17 protein-coding genes are annotated in these 19,366 nt (G+C 70.1%); 8 read left to right on the plus strand and 9 right to left on the minus strand.

Features of this window, described 5'->3' with window-relative positions:
* Positions 1-376: 376 nt before the first annotated feature.
* From IF28_RS39900 to IF28_RS0120640, 6 genes are all read right to left on the minus strand, one after another.
* Complete coding sequence (locus IF28_RS39900; protein WP_051713806.1) at positions 377-2,119, minus strand: hypothetical protein; 1,743 nt, start codon at positions 2,117-2,119, stop codon at positions 377-379.
* A 129-nt stretch (positions 2,120-2,248) separates the two neighbouring features.
* A complete protein-coding gene (locus tag IF28_RS37115) occupies positions 2,249-4,336 on the minus strand; it encodes a LamG domain-containing protein (RefSeq protein ID WP_030222424.1) in 2,088 nt (695 codons plus the stop codon).
* Positions 4,227-5,876, minus strand: coding sequence for a hypothetical protein (locus IF28_RS39905; protein ID WP_234325276.1), 1,650 nt, complete (start codon positions 5,874-5,876; stop codon positions 4,227-4,229). The genes IF28_RS37115 and IF28_RS39905 overlap by 110 nt, the downstream gene beginning before the upstream one ends.
* Positions 5,877-5,983: 107 nt before the next feature.
* Entirely contained in the window at positions 5,984-7,528 is a 1,545-nt protein-coding gene (locus IF28_RS0120630) for a VCBS repeat-containing protein (RefSeq protein ID WP_234325279.1), read from the minus strand.
* A 277-nt stretch (positions 7,529-7,805) separates the two neighbouring features.
* On the minus strand, positions 7,806-8,450 hold the full coding sequence (locus IF28_RS0120635) for a PhzF family phenazine biosynthesis protein (RefSeq protein ID WP_030222433.1): 645 nt from the start codon (positions 8,448-8,450) through the stop codon (positions 7,806-7,808).
* A 62-nt stretch (positions 8,451-8,512) separates the two neighbouring features.
* The gene (locus tag IF28_RS0120640) at positions 8,513-8,833 is read right to left on the minus strand and encodes a hypothetical protein (RefSeq protein WP_030222435.1); all 321 of its coding nucleotides are present in this window, start codon (positions 8,831-8,833) and stop codon (positions 8,513-8,515) included.
* Positions 8,834-9,089: 256 nt separating this feature from the next.
* On the opposite strand from IF28_RS0120640, the gene IF28_RS0120645 reads away from it, so the two are divergent.
* The 6 genes from IF28_RS0120645 to IF28_RS0120670 all read left to right on the plus strand — a co-directional run bounded on the left by IF28_RS0120645 (position 9,090) and on the right by IF28_RS0120670 (position 15,464).
* Positions 9,090-10,163, plus strand: a complete 1,074-nt coding sequence (locus IF28_RS0120645; protein WP_420713789.1) for a FecCD family ABC transporter permease — start codon at positions 9,090-9,092, stop codon at positions 10,161-10,163.
* Positions 10,160-11,029 (plus strand): heme ABC transporter ATP-binding protein, encoded by an 870-nt coding sequence (locus IF28_RS0120650; RefSeq protein ID WP_051713808.1) that lies wholly within the window; start codon positions 10,160-10,162, stop codon positions 11,027-11,029. Before IF28_RS0120645 ends, IF28_RS0120650 begins: the two co-directional genes overlap by 4 nt.
* A 209-nt stretch (positions 11,030-11,238) precedes the next feature.
* Positions 11,239-12,390 (plus strand): iron uptake system protein EfeO, encoded by a 1,152-nt coding sequence (gene efeO / locus IF28_RS0120655; protein WP_030222442.1) that lies wholly within the window; start codon positions 11,239-11,241, stop codon positions 12,388-12,390.
* A gap of 10 nt (positions 12,391-12,400) precedes the next feature.
* A complete protein-coding gene (efeB, locus tag IF28_RS0120660; RefSeq protein WP_030222444.1) occupies positions 12,401-13,642 on the plus strand; it encodes an iron uptake transporter deferrochelatase/peroxidase subunit in 1,242 nt (413 codons plus the stop codon).
* A 3-nt stretch (positions 13,643-13,645) separates the two neighbouring features.
* A complete protein-coding gene (efeU, locus tag IF28_RS0120665) occupies positions 13,646-14,527 on the plus strand; it encodes an iron uptake transporter permease EfeU (protein WP_030222448.1) in 882 nt (293 codons plus the stop codon).
* Positions 14,478-15,464: a hypothetical protein gene (locus IF28_RS0120670; protein ID WP_030222450.1), complete on the plus strand. Its 987-nt coding sequence runs from the start codon at positions 14,478-14,480 to the stop codon at positions 15,462-15,464. The genes efeU and IF28_RS0120670 overlap by 50 nt, the downstream gene beginning before the upstream one ends.
* A gap of 13 nt (positions 15,465-15,477) precedes the next feature.
* Here the strand turns inward: IF28_RS0120670 and IF28_RS0120675 are convergent, their stop codons facing one another.
* Positions 15,478-16,215, minus strand: coding sequence for a bifunctional DNA primase/polymerase (locus IF28_RS0120675; protein ID WP_030222453.1), 738 nt, complete (start codon positions 16,213-16,215; stop codon positions 15,478-15,480).
* Between the two features lie 123 nt (positions 16,216-16,338).
* On the opposite strand from IF28_RS0120675, the gene IF28_RS0120680 reads away from it, so the two are divergent.
* Positions 16,339-17,178 (plus strand): glycerophosphodiester phosphodiesterase, encoded by an 840-nt coding sequence (locus IF28_RS0120680; protein WP_030222456.1) that lies wholly within the window; start codon positions 16,339-16,341, stop codon positions 17,176-17,178.
* Here IF28_RS0120680 and IF28_RS0120685 read toward each other — a convergent pair.
* Positions 17,156-17,776, minus strand: coding sequence for a TetR/AcrR family transcriptional regulator (locus tag IF28_RS0120685; RefSeq protein ID WP_030222459.1), 621 nt, complete (start codon positions 17,774-17,776; stop codon positions 17,156-17,158). The two genes, IF28_RS0120680 and IF28_RS0120685, sit on opposite strands and share 23 nt — an antisense overlap.
* Positions 17,777-17,886: 110 nt before the next feature.
* Here IF28_RS0120685 and IF28_RS36460 point away from each other — a divergent pair, with 110 nt between their 5' ends.
* Positions 17,887-18,123 (plus strand): DUF6243 family protein, encoded by a 237-nt coding sequence (locus tag IF28_RS36460; RefSeq protein WP_037893676.1) that lies wholly within the window; start codon positions 17,887-17,889, stop codon positions 18,121-18,123.
* Here the strand turns inward: IF28_RS36460 and IF28_RS0120695 are convergent.
* A complete protein-coding gene (locus IF28_RS0120695; RefSeq protein WP_030222462.1) occupies positions 18,060-19,043 on the minus strand; it encodes a small ribosomal subunit Rsm22 family protein in 984 nt (327 codons plus the stop codon). The two genes, IF28_RS36460 and IF28_RS0120695, sit on opposite strands and share 64 nt — an antisense overlap.
* Positions 19,044-19,366: the final 323 nt, after the last annotated feature.

The raw sequence follows: 19,366 nt of genomic DNA on the forward strand, positions 1-19,366 counted from the left end.
CCCGGGGGTGCCCACTTCACCGGGTAGCAGCGCTTGGTCGACTCGCCCGGCTTCGGCAGGGCGGACTTGGTGCATTCAGTGGCCGCGTAGTTGACGTCCAGTTGGGACCCGGTCTCGCTCAGGACCATGGACAGTCGGTAGCGGTGGAAGGGGGCGATGTTGTCGCCGTCCGCGTCCACCCGGTTGGCCAGCTGCTCGCCGAACAGCTCGATGGCCGGCATCTTGACGGCCGCGCCGTCCCGTCCCTCGTGCTGGATCTTGTGCAGCCACAGGGCCTTGGAGTCGTCGCCGTTGTCGTGAAACTGATGAGTGAACGCCCAGTGGTCCACGTCCCGGTAGGTGGTGGCGTCCTCGCGGATCTGAGAGGTGATACCGGTCAGCCGCTTGGTGGTGAAGAAGGTCTGGCCCACCGTGCACTTGGTGCCCGCTGCGCACTCCTGGTCGACAGGAACGTCGGGCCAGTTCGCGGCGTTGACCTTGGTCCGCTTGGACGTCGCGCAGTCAAAGGTGTCGGTGGGCAGGCAGCGCTCGGCCACCATGAAGTTGATGCGGGCCGGGGCCTTGGCGGCGTAGGACTGACCGTCGCGCTGGCCGTAGTCGATCCGCTTGAGGTAGCCGCCGCGGTGGAGGCCGTGCCGTCGACGTCCGTCTTGCCGTTCAGGGCGTAGTAGTTGGTCTCCGGCTCGTAGAAGTAGGACATCACGTTGCCGTGGGTGTCCTTGACGTGGTCCAGACTCCAGCGCCAGGCCTGCTTGCAGTGGGCGGAGGAGAACGTCGCGTTGTAACAGGGCTCGCCACTGTCGTCACCGAAGACCGGGGTGGTCCAGGCGGACTTGGTCTCCTCATTGCCGGAGGCCCAGCCGGGCAGACGGTTGAGGCCGAAGTAGTACTCGGTGCCCTCGCTGGTGGTGACGACCCAGTACTCTCCGTCGTTGTCGCCGTTCGTCGCGCCGGTGCGCTTCTCGACCTTGGCACCGTCGTCGCTGGACAAGTGCCACTTCTTGGTGGTGTCGTCCTGCACCAGCTCGCTGGACTGCCCGTCCAGCAAAATGGTGGCGTTCTCGAACGCCCAGCACTGCTCACCGGAACCAGAGTGCCCGTCCTCCGAACACGGCTTGTAGCGGCGCTCGATGTAGCCGGGGTCGTACGAGAAGCCGTCGCCGACCCACGAGCCCTGGTTGTTGGTGACCGAGGTTCGACCGTCGGCGGCCTGTGAGGAGTAGCCGAGCCCTACCGTCGGCACCAGACCACCGGGCGTGGGAACGGCCTTCAGCGGATAATTCCAGGAGAAGCCTCCCGAGGAGGCCGCCACGCTCCAGCTCGACGCCGGCGCGAGCGCGGTCGCCTTGTAGGTGCCCTGCGCCGAGGACGGGCCTGCCGCGACCGCGAACAGACTCGGTGCACTGGCGGGTGTGCCCGTAGTGTCGGTGGCTTGTGGTGCGGCGGTCACCTCGGCGGAGATAGTCCGGGTCCGCGGGTCGTTGGTGGTCGGCAGAGCCTTGGGCTGAGCCGGGCATGCCTTGCTGCCCGGGGTGGCTACGACCGCACACGAGGGCAGCTCGATCAGGCGCAGACGTGAACCGTAGGAACCGCCGTACCCCTCGGCGAAGGAGGAATAGTCGACGTTGAGGCGCACAGGTGCGGGGCGCTTCGTGTTGTCAGCGCGCTCTACCTTGAGGACGGCACTCGCGCCCAGTCTCTTGGCGTCGGCCGCCCCGAGGACGTCCACGGTAATCTTGTCCGGAGCAGCCGTCGTCTTACTGCCCCTGGCTGCAAAGGCCGCGACTGGCAGGGAGCCGACCTTCACCTCACGAAGTGTCTTCGTTCCTGTGTCACCGACCGTGATCTCCGCGGTGGCCTTGCCGGGCCAGGACGGCTTGTCCAAGCGCGGGTCGGCGGTCTTCTCCATCGCGCCCGACGGCCGCTTAGCCGCATCGGCTGTCTTTCCCTGGACGACAGGAACCGGGTCCTCCGCCCGTTCCAGTTCCGTCGATGTATCGGCGGCGAACGCCACCGGCTGTATGAGCCCACCGCCGAGCGCGAGGGTCAAGGTGAGCACAAGCGAGCCCATCACCCGTCTGGGTATGAGCTGGTCGACCAACCGGCCACGGAACAGCATCAGAACTCCACACATCGATAGCGGCGCAATGGGCTCGCGGGCCCGTCGGCCGAGCGCATGCCCCAAGCAAGAGGAAGGAGACGCGGGAGAGGTGAGGGGCAGGACGGTCCGCCCGCCCCTCACTTCGGGCTACATGTCCGGGACGGCGGTCAGCAGCGACATCTGCTTGACCACCTCGGGGTCGACGGCACCGTCGTACGCGCGGACTTCGTCGATCGCCCCGGCGAAATACTCCGCCGGGCCGAGCGCCGAACGGCCAACCTGCAGTCCCTTGGTGGTGGACCACAGTGTGTCGTCCATGCCGTATGCGGTACTGGCCAGTTGACCTTCCACATAGAGACGGATCTCGTTGGCGAAGGCGTCGTAGGCCACCGCCAGGTGCTGGCCCGAGCCTCCGGTGTCAGGCAGTTCACGGTCGTCCTGAAACACCTTGACCGTCGATGACGCGGAGTCCGTATCGGCGACCGCCAGCTCCCAGCGCGAATCGAGGCCGCCTTCAGGATCGGGACGGAAGCGCACCTGGACACGATTGGCCGCCAGGCCCGGCAAAGAGAGCACCGTCTGCGAGACCGTACCGTCGATGGCGGTCAGCTGGGCACGGGCGGTGACGGTGAAACTGCTCGCTCCAGTGGAGGGAGCAGTCGCGGTGGCCGCATAGTCCCCCGAACCGTCCAGAAGCAGGTGACCATCGCCGACCAGGGCCGGCGGATCGGGCGAGGCGAACGGGTCGTCAGGGTCGGGCGGCGTAGGTCGGTAGATTCGCGCGTCGCCTGCCAGCGTCAGTGCCTGCCCGCCACCGGTCTCCGCCGACGTGGAACCGCCGGCGGCATCGAGCTGCCAATAGCCCTTACGTGTCGGCTTGATCGTCATCAGTTCCGCGATCTGGTCGGCCGGGAGAACCCTGTCGAACACCCGTACCTCGGCGAGATCCCCCTTGAAATGGTCCCGGTAGCCGCTCTTTGCCATGGAACGGCCGATCTGGAGGGAACCGTAGGTCTTCCAGGCTGAGCGGCGCTGCGCTGCGCCCACGGACGTCTTGTTCACATAAAGGCGCAGCTCCGGAACGCCGGAAGCATGTGCGTCATACACACCGGTCAGCAACACCCACGCGTCCTTGACCGGAACGATCGCCTTGCCGTCCGCTCCCTTGGCGACGGCCTTCCACTCGCCCAGTGTGTCCACGTCCGTCACCGACGTACCGAACGCCCACGTGCCGACCGAGTTGTCGTAGCCGAGCGTGAAGCCGGGTACCCCGGTGCCGTCCTGGCTGACCACAGTCATGTCACGGCTCAGATCGGTAGGCCGCACCCAGGCGCTGACGCTGAAACTCCTGGCGGTGTCCAGCACGGTGTTGATTGAGTCGAGATAGGCATCCTCCGTACCGTCGAACGACGCTGCGGCATCCGCGTTACCTCCCGGGCCGATGGCACCGAAGGTGACTCCGGAACCCTTGTCGGCCGCGAACTCACCACGCTCGTCGTGCGCCGACGCACTGCCCGCCGCATCCGCGAGGTTCCACTGTGCGGCGGCCGGCTTGCCCTCGGTCACCAAGAATTCGTAGCGGGCCTTGGTGCTGGAGTTGCCCGCCTTGTCCATGGAGATCACCTCCACCCAGTTTCGGCCCCACCGCGGCGGCGCCCACGGCACCGAGACCGAACCTCCGGCCTTGGACGGCGTGGCTGACGTCGTCGGGTCGGCGTCGCTGTTGAAGCCGTACCGGTAGGACACCACGTCGCTGTCCGGGATGGAGTCGTTCGGGTTGGGCGCGAAGGTGAAGGTGCCCGCCGTACCCACTCCGTCGTGCTCGACCGAATCCGAGGGGTATTCCAGCGAGTTCACCAGTGGCTTGCCCGGTTTGGTCGTGTCCAGGATGAATTCACAACGCTGCGGATCACCCTCCGTGCTCCACGGACCCCAGCCGTCACCGTCGTAAGCCCGCGCGCTCCAATAGATGACCACGCCTTCCGGGATGGACGTCTTCACATGGTGCTGATACTTCGTGGTGGAGGTCGGGGAAAGGTACAGGGTGTCGTAGGTGTACGAGGTTTCGGTGGTGGCGCCCTTGGGTGTCCAGGCCACCTTGAACTGCACCTTCACCTTGTCCGTCTTACCGCCGCCGTGGTCGGGGTCCGAGGCGTAGGCGGTCAGCTTCGGAGGCTCCTCCGCATACGGGCGAGCCGCGCCCCATTTGCAGGAACCACCCGAGTCGGACGACATCTTGGAGGTGGACATCTGTCGAGGCAGGTTGTTGTAGCTGATCGAGAGGTAGGCGTTTCCGCAGATCCGCTTCCATTCCGCGAACCGCGACTCGTCCGCCGCCCGCAGCCCGCAGCCCCAACGTCATCGACGACCAGCCGCCCGCAGCAGCAGCCTTGACCGCACCGGTCAGCTCCCCCGACGCGCCGCTCTCGAAGTGCAGATTCGCCTGACTGCCGCACGAAGTCGGCGAGATGGCCTTGTCGACCGTTTCGAGGTGGTCGACCCACTCGTCCTTGGTGTTGTTCCAGTCGCTGGAGGACGACAAGGCGCGATTCTTGCCACCGATCCGATAGAGCCGGATCGGCTCGGCTGTCGGGTCCGCGCTGTAGATGTGGGCGACTCGCGCGGAAAACTTCGTGCCCAGGATCTGCTTGCCCTTGTAGAACGACATCGGCATCGTGAACAGCACCCGGCGCACCCCTACGCCGTTGCAGGACACCGGGTTGTAGTCGGTGGGGCACTTGCCCACCCCTGCGCTGCCCGAGTACTTCCAATCCTGCTCTGACGGCATCCCCGACATCACACCCGTCCACGATGTACGCGGGGTGGTCCGCTGGATCGGATCGATCACCACCGGCCAGACCGTGTTCGTGTTCTTGAACAGCGCCTGGTCCGGTGTGAGGGTCAGCTTGTCGTTGCTGAGCTCGACCTCCAGCGGTGCGGTACGCCCGCCCCCGCCGGGTCCGTCCAAGGCCGGATCGGCCTGCAATTCACCGTCCTGCGCGGCCTCCTCCAGCGACCGTCTCACGGCCGATGGACCGATCGCGCGCGCACCACTCTCAATGGTCGCAGCCGAGTCCCACATCTTGGGGCGACCCGCCTCGAAGACCGTGCCGTCCACTGCCACGTCCTTCGCCACAATCGCACCCGAGGCGTCCTCTACGACCTCCAGCCCGGACGTCTTCAGCCCAAGGTCGATCGCCGCGATCTCGGGACTGGCCGCCGCCTCTGGCGTCTTGATCACCAACAAGTGCCCGAAACCATCGGCCTCGGCTCGCACCACCAGGTCGACCCCGGGATGGACTTCCGCGTACGTCGCGGTGTTCCCCTGTACCTCCGGCGCGGGAAGCACACCCTCTGGCCAGATCAACGACATTTCCCGGCCGGCCCTGCGCAGCGTGACGAACGGCTCGCTCTTCGCCCCACCCGCGAAGGACAGATCTACAGTCGCGGCCTTGGGCTCCCACCGCCCGTCCTCCCGCTTCACCAGTGTCTCGTCGATGTCCACCCACTTACCGGCATGGATGGTGCGGACCGGTTCGGTGTACTCCCTCGCCTCGAACGTTCCGTCCGGCTGGGCGAAGATCTCCCGGCGCTCCGAGCGCAGTCCCACCACCTCGACCGGCTCGCCACTCTTGTCAGCCGCAGCGAGCGCCACCGGCTCGGTCTGGGCTGGTCCCGAGGCCGCCACCGGAGCCTGCTCGTCCTTCTCAACGTCCGGCACGGCGTTGAAAGCCAGACCGGTGGCCACCACAGCTCCGACCAGTGTGGCTGCCATAACAGCACGCAGTGTCACTGCACGGCCTGCATGCCTGGGCATCATTTCACTCTCTCTGGACTGCTGGGCGGCTTCGAAGGGTTCAATGGGTACGCGCTGGTTCGCCATCACTTCACCACCGCGCCGAACGCCTTGCCGCCAGCAGGGATGCCACCAGTGCCGGGCTTGTAACTGACCTCAGGAGCACCACCGTTGGCAACATGCCACGAAAATCCGTGGACCGCGCGAGCACCCGGCTCGCCATAAGGCACTCCGACATAGAGCAGGCTCGCTGTGGATCCCAGGCTCAATCCGGTGTACATGTGCGGACCCGCGACATCACCCACGCCGTACCCGGGGTCGACCCAGTGGTCATCCGCCCCGGGTGGACCGACGAACGGGGTGATCTGCACCCCGCCCTTCTCCAGATCCTCTTGCTGCCACTCCTCTCCTGGAGCGCCGATCGCCACCCGCGTAGTGGTCGCTGTACTCGTCGTGTTCGGAGAGGAGTTGACAGCTGCGAGCTGCTGGCCGAAGAAGTCGCCGACCTCGGCTTCCCCCTCCATGCCGTCGGCGTTCTGGTCGACCCACGCCGTCTGCGTCGCCGTAGTCGAAGTAAGCCGGAAGAAGTGCACCGCCCCGGCATCGACGGTGGTCAGCAGGTCCTCACCCGGCACCCCTACTGCCAACAGAGATTCCGTAGTGCTGGTGGCACCGGACGGTCGATAGGGAACCATCGCCAGGGCAGTACCGAAACGGTCGGCCGTTTCGCCCTCGCCACCAATCGCTTCTTGGTCCTGCGCCAGACCGGCAATCGGTTTGGGTGAGTTGGACACCAGCGTGTGGCTGAACACCGTCACAGCGCCTGCGAAGGTCACCGCGCCCAGTGCCTCCCCCGGGACCCCCACCGCAAGATGTGTCGGTGTCGCCGCGAGCGACAATCCGAAGCGGTCGTCCTGCTCCGCTACTCCTGGCACTGCCCCAGCCGTCTCGGTGTCCTGGTGCACCGCCACCTCCGTCAAGGCGGTACCCGACATGTAGTAGACCGCGCCGGCGTCCACGATCGTGCCGATATCCTCGCCAGGAGCGCCTACGGCCAGGAACGGGACCCCGCTTAAAGATTTGCCCGCCGCAAGCGAGTAGCCGATCCAGTCCTCGTGCTCGACAGCCCCGCTCAGGTGATTGCCCTCGCCCTGGCTGATCTGCTTCACGGCAGGGCCGGTTCCCAGGCCGGCGGGAGCGCCGTAGTAGATCTGCACCAGTCCGGCGTCGCGGTAGTTCACCGCTTCACCCGACGTCGCAGTCACCGACAGATCCTCATACGGAATACCGACCACCAGGTCACTGCACCCGTCAAGGTTCGCGTCGTAGACCGCCAACGCGGAACCGAACTGGTCCCCCCGCTCGGCGGCACCGGGAGCACCGGGTGACTCCTGACTGAGACTCAGGACACCCTTGTCACCGCCGTAGCCGATGTGGACCTCCCCGGCCCGCTCATGGCCGCCCGCTGTCGCCTCCGGGTCGGCGATCGCCGTGTCCCTAACGCCGTCGCCATTGAAATCCGACTCCACCCCCGACGGGCACGCCGCCGCCGCGGCCGCTGGAGCAACCGAGCCGGTCAGCCCGGAACCAGCGACCAGTACCGACACCAAGGCAGCGCTGAGCCACCGCACACGCATACTGAACTCCCACCCCGCCGGTCACATCTGAAGCAGCTGTGATCAAACTGTGTAGCGGAGCGCACAAGTCAAATCGCAGAGTGGGGGGAGGAGTTGGCCGACAGTAGTGGTGAGCTCAGCGTGCACTGTCCAAAAGGTGAGGTGCACCGTTCCGTATATCGGGAGCTCGCGTGCGGCCCTCTCGAGATCACGTTTCGGCCTGGGCAGCAAAGATCCCGCCGACCTGGTCGTCCTCTTTGGGGGGAGGCGTCCCCCTCGCGCAGTGGAACGGTCAGCGCTCCAGGTAGACCCGGCCGCCGACCTCCGTCCAGCCCTCCGGCTGGGGGGCCGTGAGGAGCTGGGAGCCCGTGCCCTGGGTGATGTTCAGGGCTCGGCCCAGGTGGTCGGTGAGGAGGAGGGCCGCGGCGCCGGTCGCCTCGTCCTCGTCGATGCCGTCGTCGCGGCCGGGGAAGGCGCGGGCGCGGATGCGGCCGGCCGCCTCGTCCAGCCAGGCCCAGGCGTAGATCCATTCCCCCTTCGGCGGCACGGGCAGCGCGTCGACCTCGGCGGGGCTCGCGTACTGGCGCAGGGTGCGCGGCGGGACCCACTCCGCCCGCGCCTCGATCCAGCAGAACTCCCCGTCCTGCCGGGCGCCCACCACGCCGGCCGGCACGACCAGTTCGGGTACGTCGAGCAGCCAGGCCGTGCCGACACAGGGGTGCCCGGCGAAGGGCAGGCGCAGGGTGGGCGTGTAGATGTCGATCACCCCGCGCTCGGGGTCGTCGACGAACACGGTCTCGCTGAACCCCAGCTTCGCGGCGAACTCCTGCCGCTCCTCCCGCTCGGGCATCACGGCACCGTTGCGCACGACACCCAGTTCGTTGCCGTACCCGCCACGGGGCCCGCAGAAGACGCGCACCACGTCGTAATCAGTCACGGGGGCATTCAAGCACCGCGCGACCAGCGGTGACGATCGGCACCGGGCGCCGCCTCGGCCGGTCACGGACCGGCGACGTCCCCGACCCTCTTGAGCACGGAGGTGATCCTGTCCCCCACGGCGTCGCGTCGCCTCGCACGCGCCGCCCGGTCCGCCGGCACCAGCCGCTCGGCGGCCTGCACGGCGTAGGCGTCCGGGGCGCCGAAGGCGGTCCGCGGGTGTTCTCCCGTCTCCGCGCAGTGCGCGGTGACCTCCTTGACCGCCTGGAGCACGACCGCCCGGTCCACGCCCGGCTGCATGGCCAGGCGCACCTGGAAACGCGCCATCCACTTCTCTCGGTCCTTCTCCTGCGCCGCGTCCGACGTCTCGTCCTTCTTCGCCACGCGCTCTCCCGGGTGATCTGCGGTCGTCCGTCGTGAAGTTGGACGCCGGGACGCGGAGGTGGGTTGCACGGGCGAGGGATCAGTACCGGTAGCGAATATAGGTAAGGCTAACCTAAGCTTCACCTCGGTAATCACCTCGGCAATCATCACGGACGGAAGGAACGGACGGGACCGTGCGACGCTCGCTCATTCGACCGGCGGGAGCACCGCCGGCCGCGAGGAACACGGCCGCGTACGGCGGTGGCGCGTGACCGTGATGGAGAAGGACGTGCGGGAGTCTGCGCCTCCCGCCACCGGGCAACGGCGCACCACGGCTTGGCTGTTGACCGCCTCGCTCGTCGTCGCGCTCCTCGTCCTCGTCCCCGTGGCCGCCGGTGTCGGGGCCTATCCCGTGCCCGTGGGGGACGTGCTCGCCTCCGTGCAGCACCGGATCGGGGTCGGGGGCGCCGAGCTGGACCGGGTCGCCGAGTCGGTGCTGTGGAACGTGCGGTTTCCGCGGATCGTGCTCGCGCTGCTGGTCGGGGCCTCGCTGGGGTGCGCGGGCGCGCTGATGCAGGGCGTGTTCGGCAATCCGCTCGCCGAACCCGGCGTCATCGGCGTCTCGTCCGGCGCGGCGGTCGGGGCGGTGGCCTCGATCGCGCTCGGGCTGGACTTCCTGGGCAACTGGACCGTGTCCGTGCTGGCGTTCGCCGCCGGTCTCGTCACCGTCCTGCTGGTGTACGCGATGTCCCGCTCGGGCGGCCGTACGGAAGTGGTGACGCTGATCCTCACCGGGATCGCCGTGAACGCGTTCGCGGGCGCCCTCATCGGGCTGTTCCTGTTCTTCGCGGACGCCGCCGCCGTCAACCAGATCACCTTCTGGCAACTGGGCTCACTCGCCCAGGCCACCTGGCCGAAGGTGCTGGCCGTACTGCCGTGCGCGGTGCTCGGGCTGGCCGTGGCGCCGCTGTACGCCCGCCGGCTCGACCTGCTGTCGCTCGGTGAGCGGCCGGCGCGGCATCTGGGCGTGGACGTGGAGCGGCTGCGGATCGTGCTGGTGCTGGTGATCGCGCTGCTGACGGCGGCGGCCGTGAGCGTGTCGGGGATCATCGGGTTCGTCGGGCTGGTCGTACCGCATCTGCTGCGGATGGCCGCCGGTCCCGGGCACCGGTTCCTGCTGCCGGGCAGCGCGCTGCTCGGGGCGCTGGTGCTGCTGGCGGCGGACCTGACCGCGCGTACGGTCGCCGAGCCCGCCGAACTTCCCCTCGGTGTCCTCACGGCGCTGCTCGGCAGCCCGTTCTTCTTCTGGCTGCTGCGCCGCACCCGGCGCAGGCAGGGAGGCTGGGCGTGAACCCTCGTACAAGCCCGCGTACGACCCCGCGTGTGCTGCGGCTGCGCAACCGTCCTGTTCCCCCGGCCGCCCCCGAGCTCGGCGACGTGCTCGCCGAGGCCGAGGAGCTCACCGTACGGCTCGGTGCCCGCGAGGTGCTCGCCGGTGTCGACGTACGGGTCCGTGCCGGTGAGGTGCTGGCGCTCGTCGGACCCAACGGGGCGGGTAAGTCCACCCTGTTGAGCGCGCTGGCCGCCGATCTGCCGCCCACCGCCGGGGCCGTACGGATCCACGGGCGCCCCGCGTCCGCCTGGTCCGCGCCCGAACTCGCCCTGCGCCGGGCCGTCCTGCCCCAGTCGGCGTCGCTGTCCTTCCCGTTCACGGTGGAGGAGGTGGTCCGTATGGGCAGGGCGCCCTGGGCCGCCGCCCGGCCCGAGGACGACGAGGCGGCCGTGGCCGGGGCGATGGCCGCCACCGAGGTCACCCGCTTCGCCGCCCGACCCTTCTCCGCGCTGAGCGGCGGGGAGCGGGCCCGGGTCGCGCTCGCCCGGGTGCTGGCCCAGAGCACTTCCCTGCTCCTGCTGGACGAGCCGACGGCCGCCCTCGACCTGCGCCATCAGGAACTCGTGCTGCGGCTGTGCCGGGCGCGGGCGCACGCCGGTGACGCGGTGGTCGTCGTCCTGCACGACCTGGGGCTCGCGGCCGCCTACGCGCACCGGGTGGCGGTCCTGCGCGCCGGCCGGGTCGCGGCCGACGGGCCGCCGCAGGAGGTCTTCTCGCGGGCCCTGCTGTCGGAGGTGTACGAGCAGCCCGTCGAGGTGTTCCCGCACCCGCGGACGGGGGCTGTCCTGGTGCTTCCGGAGCGCGAAGCAGCACCCTTCGATTGACCTCCGCTTGACCCGCCCTGACACCTTCTTGACCTGACCATGGCGTTTGTTTTTAGCCATCGTGATCGGGCCGTGCTCATACACCGTCCATGAGAGCTGAATCACCGGATGCACAGGTTTCCCACAGGAAATCCAGCGGTAAGTTAGGCCAGCCTCACCTACCTGGAGTGAGGCCGATCACGCATCATTCCGGCCATCCTGGAGTCCTCATGCGACCCGCCAGACTCTCCCTCGCCACCGCCGTCGCCACCGTGGCGGCCCTCGCCGCCGTCACCGGCTGCACGGAGAAGGGCGGCGGCTCGGACGGCGACCGGGTCGTCGACGTGACGGCCACGGACGACAGGTGCGAGGTGTCGAAGAAGGAGTTCCCGGCCGGGCACGTCGAGCTCGCCATCGAGAACAAGGGCTCCAAGGTCACCGAGGTCTACCTCCTCTTCCCCGACGACCGAGTGGTCACCGAGCGGGAGAACATCGGCCCCGGCACCAAGCAGCGCGTCACCGCCGAGGTGAAGGCCGGCGACTACCGGATCGCCTGCAAGCCGGGCATGCACGGCAAGGGCATACGCCAGGACGTCAAGGCCACCGGCGGAAAGACCGTCGCGCGCGACCCGAAGCTGGACGGGGCCGTGGCCGCCTACCGCGCGTACGTACAGGCACAGGCCGACGAGACGCTGCCGAAGGCAAAGGCGTTCGCGAAGGCCGTCGAGGCCGGGGACGTCGAGGCCGCCAAGAAGGCGTACGCGCCCTCCCGTATCGGCTGGGAGCGCACCGAGCCGGTCGCCGAGTCGTTCGGCGACATCGACCCGAAGGTCGACGTCCGCGAGGACGGTCTGGAGGACGGCCAGGACCCGGCCACCGACTGGACGGGCTGGCACCGCCTGGAGAAGGCCCTCTGGCAGGACGGGAAGATCGGCGGGCGGGAGAAGGAACTCGCCGGCCGGCTGATCACCGACCTGGAGGACTGGCGCAAGCGGGTCGGCTCGGCCGAGATCACCCCGACCTCCATGGCCAACGGTGCCAAGGAACTCCTCGACGAGGTCGCCACCGGCAAGGTCACCGGCGAGGAGGAGCGCTACTCGCACACGGACCTGGTCGACTTCAAGGCCAACGTCGAGGGCGCCGAGAAGTCGTACGCGCTGCTGAAGCCGGTCGCCGGGCAGAACGACCCGGCGCTGGTGAAGGACCTCGACAAGCGGTTCACGGCGCTGAACACGCTGCTCGACCAGTACCGGCCCGACGCGACGTCGTACGACTTCACCTCGTACGACAAGGTCGGCAAGGCCGATCGCAAGGAACTGTCGGACGCGGTCAACGCGCTCGCGGAGCCGCTGTCGCGGCTCGCCGCGGCCGTGGTCAAGTAGGAGCCCGGCGATGACGGACAGCGGCAACACACCCACGCCGTCGCGGCGTTCGCTGCTCGGCTGGGGCGGTGCCGGGCTCGCGCTCGGTGCCGCCGCGGCCGGCGGGGCCGTGGCGGTGGCCCGGAGCGATGACGGACCCGACGCGGACACGGGCGCGGCCGTGGAGTTCCACGGGGCGCATCAGGCGGGCATCGCGACGCCCGTGCAGGACCGGCTGCACTTCGCCGCGTTCGACGTGACGACCGACGACCGCGCCGAGTTCGAGGAGCTGTTGAAGGAGTGGACCAGGGCCGCACGCCGTATGACGGCGGGGCGGGCGGTCGGGGAGGGCGCGTACGGCGGTCCGGACGAGGCCCCGCCGGACGACACCGGTGAGGCGCTGGGCCTGAAACCGTCCCGGCTGACGCTGACGATCGGCTTCGGGCCGTCCCTGTTCGGAAAGCTGGACCTGGCGGGGCGGCGTCCCGAGGCGCTGGTGGAGCTGCCGAGGTTCGCCGGGGACAATCTGGACCGCGACCGCAGCGGCGGGGATCTGTGTGTGCAGGCGTGCGCGGACGATCCGCAGGTCGCGGTGCACGCGATCCGCAATCTCGCCCGGATCGGGTTCGGCCGGGTCGTGGTGCGCTGGTCGCAGCTCGGCTTCGGCAAGACGTCGTCCACGACACCCGACGCGCAGACGCCCCGCAATCTCTTCGGTTTCAAGGACGGCACCCGCAACATCTCGGGGACCGAGAAGGACCGGCTGGAGAAGTTCGTCTGGGTCGGGGAGAAGGACGGGCCGCGGTGGATGGCGGGCGGGTCCTATCTCGTCGCCCGGCGCATCCGGATGCACATCGAGACCTGGGACCGGACCCCGCTGCGGGAGCAGGAGGACATCTTCGGCCGGGACAAGGGCGAGGGAGCGCCGGTCGGCAGGGCGAAGGAGCGGGACGAGCCGTTCCTGAAGGCGATGAAGCCCGACGCGCACGTCCGGCTGGCGCACCCCGACGCCAACGCGGGGGCGACCCTTCTGCGCCGGGGCTACTCCTTCACCGACGGCACCGACGGACTCGGCCGGCTGGACGCGGGCCTGTTCTTCCTCGCCTATCAGCGCGATCCGCGCACCGGGTTCATCCGCGTCCAGCGGAACCTGGCGAAGGACGCGCTCAACGAATACATCCAGCATGTGGGTTCGGCCGTCTTCGCCGTCCCGCCGGGCGTCCGCGACCAGGACGACTGGTGGGGCCGGGCGCTGTTCTCCGAGGAGGCGTAAGGCGTGTTCTCCAACTATCTGATCGGTCTGCGGGAGGGCCTGGAGGCCAGTCTCGTCGTCTGCATCCTGATCGCCTACCTGGTGAAGACCGGGCGGCGGGACGCGCTGAAGCCGGTGTGGACGGGCGTCGGGGTCGCGGTCGTCCTGGCGCTGGGCTTCGGCTGCGCGCTCGAATTCGGTTCGCAGGAGCTGACGTTCGAGGCGCAGGAGGCGCTCGGCGGTTCACTGTCGCTGCTCGCGGTGTGCCTGGTGACGTGGATGGTGTTCTGGATGCGGCGCACCGCCCGGCACCTGAAGGCGGAGCTGCACGGCAAGCTGGACGCGGCGCTCGCGATGGGCACGGGCGCGCTGGTCGTGACCGCGTTCCTCGCGGTGGGCCGGGAGGGGCTGGAGACGGCCCTGTTCGTGTGGGCGTCGGTGCACGCGGCCGGTGACGGCAGTCCGCGCCCGCTGATCGGGGTGGCGCTGGGGCTGGCCACGGCGGTGCTGCTCGGCTGGCTGTTCTACCGGGGCGCGCTCAGGATCAACCTGGCCAGGTTCTTCACCTGGACCGGCGGCATGCTGGTCGTCGTGGCGGCGGGGGTGCTGGCGTACGGCTTCCACGATCTCCAGGAGGCCGACTGGCTGCCGGGGCTGACGGATCTGGCCTTCGACGTCAGCGGCGCGATCCCGCCGGACAGTTGGTACGGCACGCTGCTGAAGGGCGTGTTCAACTTCCAGCCCGATCCGACCGTCCTCCAGGTCACGGTGTGGCTGCTGTACCTGGTCCCGGCACTCGCGCTGTTCCTCGCCCCGGTAGGGTTCGCCTCCGGGAAGGGGAAGGTGAAGGAACCGGATGAGCAGGGATCACGGCCTTCGAGGGCTCCGCAGGCGCCGCAGGACTGACGTGGGCGTGCTCATGGCCGCTCTGTCGGTGACGGCGAGCGGCTGTGTGGTGGTGCACGGTGAGCGCGAGGTGCTCCCGGCCACGACCCGCGCCGAGGCGGCGAAGGCGCTGGAGGAGTTCACGGCCGCGTACAACGCCGCCGACAAGGCGTACGACGGTTCCCTGGACGCCGATCACACCACCGGTGCCCTCGCCGACATCGACGGGGCGCGGCTGGAGGCGGGGCGGGTCAACAGCCCGGAGGGCAACACCCGGCACACGCCGCTGAAGCTGACGGACGCGAAGTTCACCATCCCAAAGAAGGCCGGCTGGCCGCGCTGGTTCCTCGCCGACGCGGCCGGCAGCAAGGGCGCCGGCTCGCGCTGGCTGCTGGTGTTCACGCGCGACGGTGTCGACGAGACGTGGGAGGCGGCGTATCTGACGCTCGTCGCCCCGGGCGACGTACCGGAGTTCAAGACGGACGCGGACGGGTGGGCCGAGGCCGTGCCCGCGAACTCGACCGAACCGGCCGTCGCGCCGGGCGAGTTGAGCAAGGACTTCGCCGCCTATCTGAAGGACGGCGGGACCGCGTTCGCGCAGGGTCCGCACACCAGCGGGTGGCGGGCGCAGCGGGAGAAGAAGTCGTCGCGGCCGGGGCTGGCCACGCAGTACATCGACGAGCCGCTGACGAACGGCGACTACGCGCCGCTGGCGCTGCGTACGAAGGACGGCGGGGCGCTGGTGTTCTTCACGACGCGCCACTTCGAGAAGCAGACGGCGGCGGCGGGGGCGTCGGTGCCGGCGCCGAACAAGGACGTGCTGGCGCTGACGGACGGGGAGATACGGCAGTCGCTGACGATGGAGTTCGTCTCCAACGAGGTGGCGCTGGACCCGGCCGACGGCCCGGTGGAGATCCTGGGGCGGATCCAGGGGCTGACGTCGGCACAGGGCGAGTAGGCCGGCGCGGGCGTCAGTGCCGTGAGGGCCAGGCCGCGCTCGCGTGGTCGGGGCGCTCTTCGGCGTAGCGGGCGCAGGAGTCGGTGAGGAGCTCCAGCAGGCTCAGCGGGTCCGGGAGCGGATGCTCCGGTCCGCGCACCCAGCGCACCGAGCGGCCGTCGTCGCCGGGGAGGCGGGCGGGCGGTACCAGGACGTAGGAGCCGCGGCAGTGCCAGCGCAGGCCGGGGTGCTCGTCCATGGTCTCCGGGTGGCAGTCCAGCTCGCAGGGCCACCACTCGTCCTCGTCCTCGGGGGTGCCGCGGGTGAGGGTGAAGAACAGCATGCGGTCGTCGTCGCTCTCGGCGACCGGGCCGACCTCGATGCCGGTGGCGAGCAGGCGGGTGAGTGCCTGGCGGCCGGCGTCGAGGGGGACGTCGAGGACGTCGTGCACCATGCCGGTGGCGGTGATGAAGTTGGCCTGCGGCTGGTGGCGGGCCCAGCGCTCGATCTGGCCGTGGTCGGTGGTGGACTGCGTCTGCCAGGCGAACGACACCGGGTGCCGGGCGGGGGTCGGACAGCCCACGCGGTCACAGGAACAGCCGTACCGGGCGGCGGGGTGGGCGGCGGGCGCGAGCGGCAGTCCCGCGTCGGCGGCGGCGAGCAGCAGGGCCTCACGGCCGCCCTCGTCGGCGGGCGGTTTCGGGCGGCGTCCGCGCAGCCACTGGGAGAGCCTGCCCTGCCGGCCGCTTCGGCCGCCGAACTCCGCGCTCATCTATCCCCTCGCCTCGCCGTCGTACGCCTCAACATGCCCTATCGTCCCACGTTCGTGCGCGTCGCGAGACGGATGGGGTGTCATTGCACACTTTGCCCGCATATGCGCACCTACCGTGATCATATGGTCACAAGAATCGCGTCGACGGGCCTCGCGGTCGTGGCCTCCGTGATCTCACTGTCCCTCACCGGCCACGGCGCCGCCCGCCCGCTGGAGTGGGGTTCCGGGCCGCTGACGGTGGACGCGCTGCCCCGTGTCCCGTACGTCGCCCATCGCGGCGGGGCGCGGGAGGTCCCGGAGAACAGCATGTCGGGGCTGGCGGCGGCGTACCGGCGCGGTACGGCGCAGGTGCTGGACTTCGACACACGGGTGCTGCGGGACGGCACGCCGGTCGTCTTCCACGACGCGACGCTGAACCGCACCACGTTCCTGGGCGGCGCGGTGAGCGGTCTGAACGCCGGGGAGTGGCGGGGCGTACGGCTGCGGCCGCGCGACGCGCTGCCGGGGAGCTGGCGTGCGGAGCGGCCGCCGACGGTGGCGGAGGTGCTGGACCGGTTCGGCGGGCGGACCGTGCTGATGCTGGAGGCGAAGGACCCGCGCGGGCTCGGCCGGCTGGCGGCGCTGATCCGCGGGCGGGGCCTGACCCGCTCGGTGTTCGTGAACACCAACGACCCGGAGGTGGCCCGCCGCGTCCACGCCCTGGGCCTGCTGACCCAGCTCTGGCGCTCGGCCCGCCAGCTCCGCACCGACCGCCCGGAGCGCTGGCGCCCCTACGTCGACCTGCTCGACGTGGACATCAGGGCCCGGGACGCCGATCTGCGCCGCGCGGTCCGCTCCGGCATCCCGCGCGTCTGGGCCCACACGATCGTCACCCCGGCCCAGCGCGACCGGGCCCTGGCCCTGGGCTGCAACGGCGTCATCACGGACGCGCCGGGGCGGGTCAGCGGGGTGCGAGGCCGTTGAGGGCGTAGTCGACGAGGGTGTCGGTGTAGTCGTAGGTGATCGGGCCCGTGTACTGGAGCCAGCGCTGGGCGAGGGGGGAGACGAAGAGTTCCAGGGCGATACGGGGGTCGACCTCGGGGCGGATGTCGCCGGTGTCCTGGGCGGCGCGCAGACGGTCGACGTAGAGCTGGAGCTGGGGTTCCAGGAGCCGGGCGACGAACCTGCGGCCGAGCTCCTCGTTGACGACGCCCTCGGCGGCCAGGGCGCGGGACGGGGCCTCGAAGGCGGGGTCGCGCAGTTCGTCGACCGTGGCACGCAGGACGAGCCTGAGGTCGGCGGCGAGGTCGCCGGTGTCCGGGATGGTGTACGGGACCTGGCCGGCGGCCTGCGCGGCCTGCTCGCCCATGTCGAGGAACGCCTCGAGGAGGACGTCCGCCTTCGACGGCCACCAGCGGTAGATCGTCTGCTTGCCGACGCCGGCGCGGGAGGCGATGCCCTCGATGGTGGTCCTCGGGTAACCGACCTCGACGACGAGGGCGAGGGCGGCTTCGTAGATGGCCCGTCGGGAGCGCTCGCTGCGGCGGGTGACGTCCGGGGCTGCTGACTGGTTCGTGGACATGGGTCGAATTTAGCAGTTGACAAGACGGTGCGTCTCGCCGGAGAGTGGTGGAGGTCGGAGGCGAGACGGAACGTCTCGTATTGAGAGCTCGGGACGAAGGGATGATGACCATGACCCGAGGTGGAGCCGGAAACATGCTGGGGGTCGGCGGCGCCCGGCAGCACATGGGGCGCGAGGCCCTGCGCGGCGGCGGCCGCGGAGGGCCGCGCGTCGGGGGCGGCCCCGACGCGCGGGCGCGGAAGCGGGAGCTGCTGCGCACGCTGCGGGAGCGGCGGGAGGCGGATCAGCCTTCGGCGGAGGGCGGCGGCCAGGGGTCGCCCCAGTCGGTGTCGCGGGCCGCGCGGTAGAGGTCGCCGTGGCGTTTGGTGACCGTGGCGCGGTGCAGGGCCGAGTCCTTCTCGCACAGGTCGAGGAGGACCTGGCCCTTGCGGATCTGCGGTCTGCGGACGACGCGGGCGGGGGCCGGGGCGACGGGCAGGCGGGTGGCGGCGACGTAGGCGAACTTCTCGTCCTCGTAGGCGAGGGAGCCGCCCTTGATCTGCCGGTGCAGTGAGGAACGGCTGACCCGTGCGGAGAAGTGGCACCAGTCCGTGCCGGGCGCGATGGGGCAGGCGTCGCTGTGCGGGCAGGGGGCGGCGATGTGGAAGCCGGCGGAGATCAGGCGGTCGCGTGCCTCGATGAGGCGGGTGTAGCCGTCGGGGGTGCCGGGTTCGACGATCACGACGGACTGCGCGGCGCCGGCGGCGGCGTCGACGAGGGCGGTGCGGTCGGGGGCGGTGAGCTCGTTGAGGACGTAGGAGACGGTGACGAGATCAGTGCTCTCGATGGTGAGCGCCGCTCCGATACGAGAGCGCTGCCAGCGGGTGTCGCGCAGCGCGGGGTTGGCGGCGGCGAGCTCCCGGCCGAGGGCGAGCGCGGGCTCGGCCCAGTCCAGCACGGTCACGGGGCGCTCCCCGCCCCACACGTCACCGACCGCCCAGGCGGCGGCGCCGGTTCCCCCGCCGACATCGGTGTGATCACGGGGCGCCCAGCCGGGCACGGCATCCGCGAACGCCTCGAGCGCGGAGCGTACGGCCTCGAAGGTGGCGGGCATCCGGTAGGCGGCGTAGGCGGCGACATCGGCGCGGTCGCGGAGGATCGGCGCCTCGGTGGGGGTGGTCCCCCGGTAGTTGGCGATCAGCCGCTCCACGGCCGACCCGACCTGCCGGGCCGGAATCCCGTCGAGCAATCCAGCGAGCGCGCTGTGCAGCGAAGCAACACCATTCACCCGGCAATTCTACGAGGCCCCGGTGCCGTCTCACCGTGCGGTGGGGTTGGGCGGTGGCCCGGTGCTGGGGGCTGGGGGCTGGGCGGGGGTGGGTTGCGCGGCCCGGCGCCTGCGGGGTGCCGTCGCGCCCACCCGTGCGGCGGGATTGGGCAGTCGCCCGGTGCTGGGGGCTCGGCGGGGGCGGGTTGCGCAGCCCGGCGCTCGCGGGGTGCCGTCGCGCCCACCCGTGCCGCCCCAGCGGCACGACTGCCCGCGGAGGGCGGAGGGGTGCGGCGCGGTCCACCGCGGGAGCAGTGGGGTGCGGCGCCGTCGACCGCGGGAGC

Origin of the sequence: Streptomyces sp. NRRL WC-3626 (genome assembly GCF_000718785.1) — a bacterium.
GTDB lineage: Bacteria > Actinomycetota > Actinomycetes > Streptomycetales > Streptomycetaceae > Streptomyces > Streptomyces edwardsiae.

Coding starts and splice junctions, on each gene's coding strand:
- IF28_RS0120685 (WP_030222459.1), bottom strand. CDS start 17,776: ATGTCCACGAACCAGTCAGCAGCCCCGGACGTCACCCGCCGCAGCGAG.
- IF28_RS39900 (WP_051713806.1), bottom strand. CDS start 2,119: ATGCTGTTCCGTGGCCGGTTGGTCGACCAGCTCATACCCAGACGGGTG.
- efeO (WP_030222442.1), top strand. CDS start 11,239: ATGCGACCCGCCAGACTCTCCCTCGCCACCGCCGTCGCCACCGTGGCG.
- IF28_RS37115 (WP_030222424.1), bottom strand. CDS start 4,336: ATGTCGTCCGACTCGGGTGGTTCCTGCAAATGGGGCGCGGCTCGCCCG.
- IF28_RS36460 (WP_037893676.1), top strand. CDS start 17,887: ATGACCCGAGGTGGAGCCGGAAACATGCTGGGGGTCGGCGGCGCCCGG.
- IF28_RS39905 (WP_234325276.1), bottom strand. CDS start 5,876: ATGGCAGCCACACTGGTCGGAGCTGTGGTGGCCACCGGTCTGGCTTTC.
- efeB (WP_030222444.1), top strand. CDS start 12,401: ATGACGGACAGCGGCAACACACCCACGCCGTCGCGGCGTTCGCTGCTC.
- IF28_RS0120680 (WP_030222456.1), top strand. CDS start 16,339: ATGGTCACAAGAATCGCGTCGACGGGCCTCGCGGTCGTGGCCTCCGTG.
- IF28_RS0120675 (WP_030222453.1), bottom strand. CDS start 16,215: ATGAGCGCGGAGTTCGGCGGCCGAAGCGGCCGGCAGGGCAGGCTCTCC.
- IF28_RS0120670 (WP_030222450.1), top strand. CDS start 14,478: ATGAGCAGGGATCACGGCCTTCGAGGGCTCCGCAGGCGCCGCAGGACT.
- IF28_RS0120645 (WP_420713789.1), top strand. CDS start 9,090: ATGGAGAAGGACGTGCGGGAGTCTGCGCCTCCCGCCACCGGGCAACGG.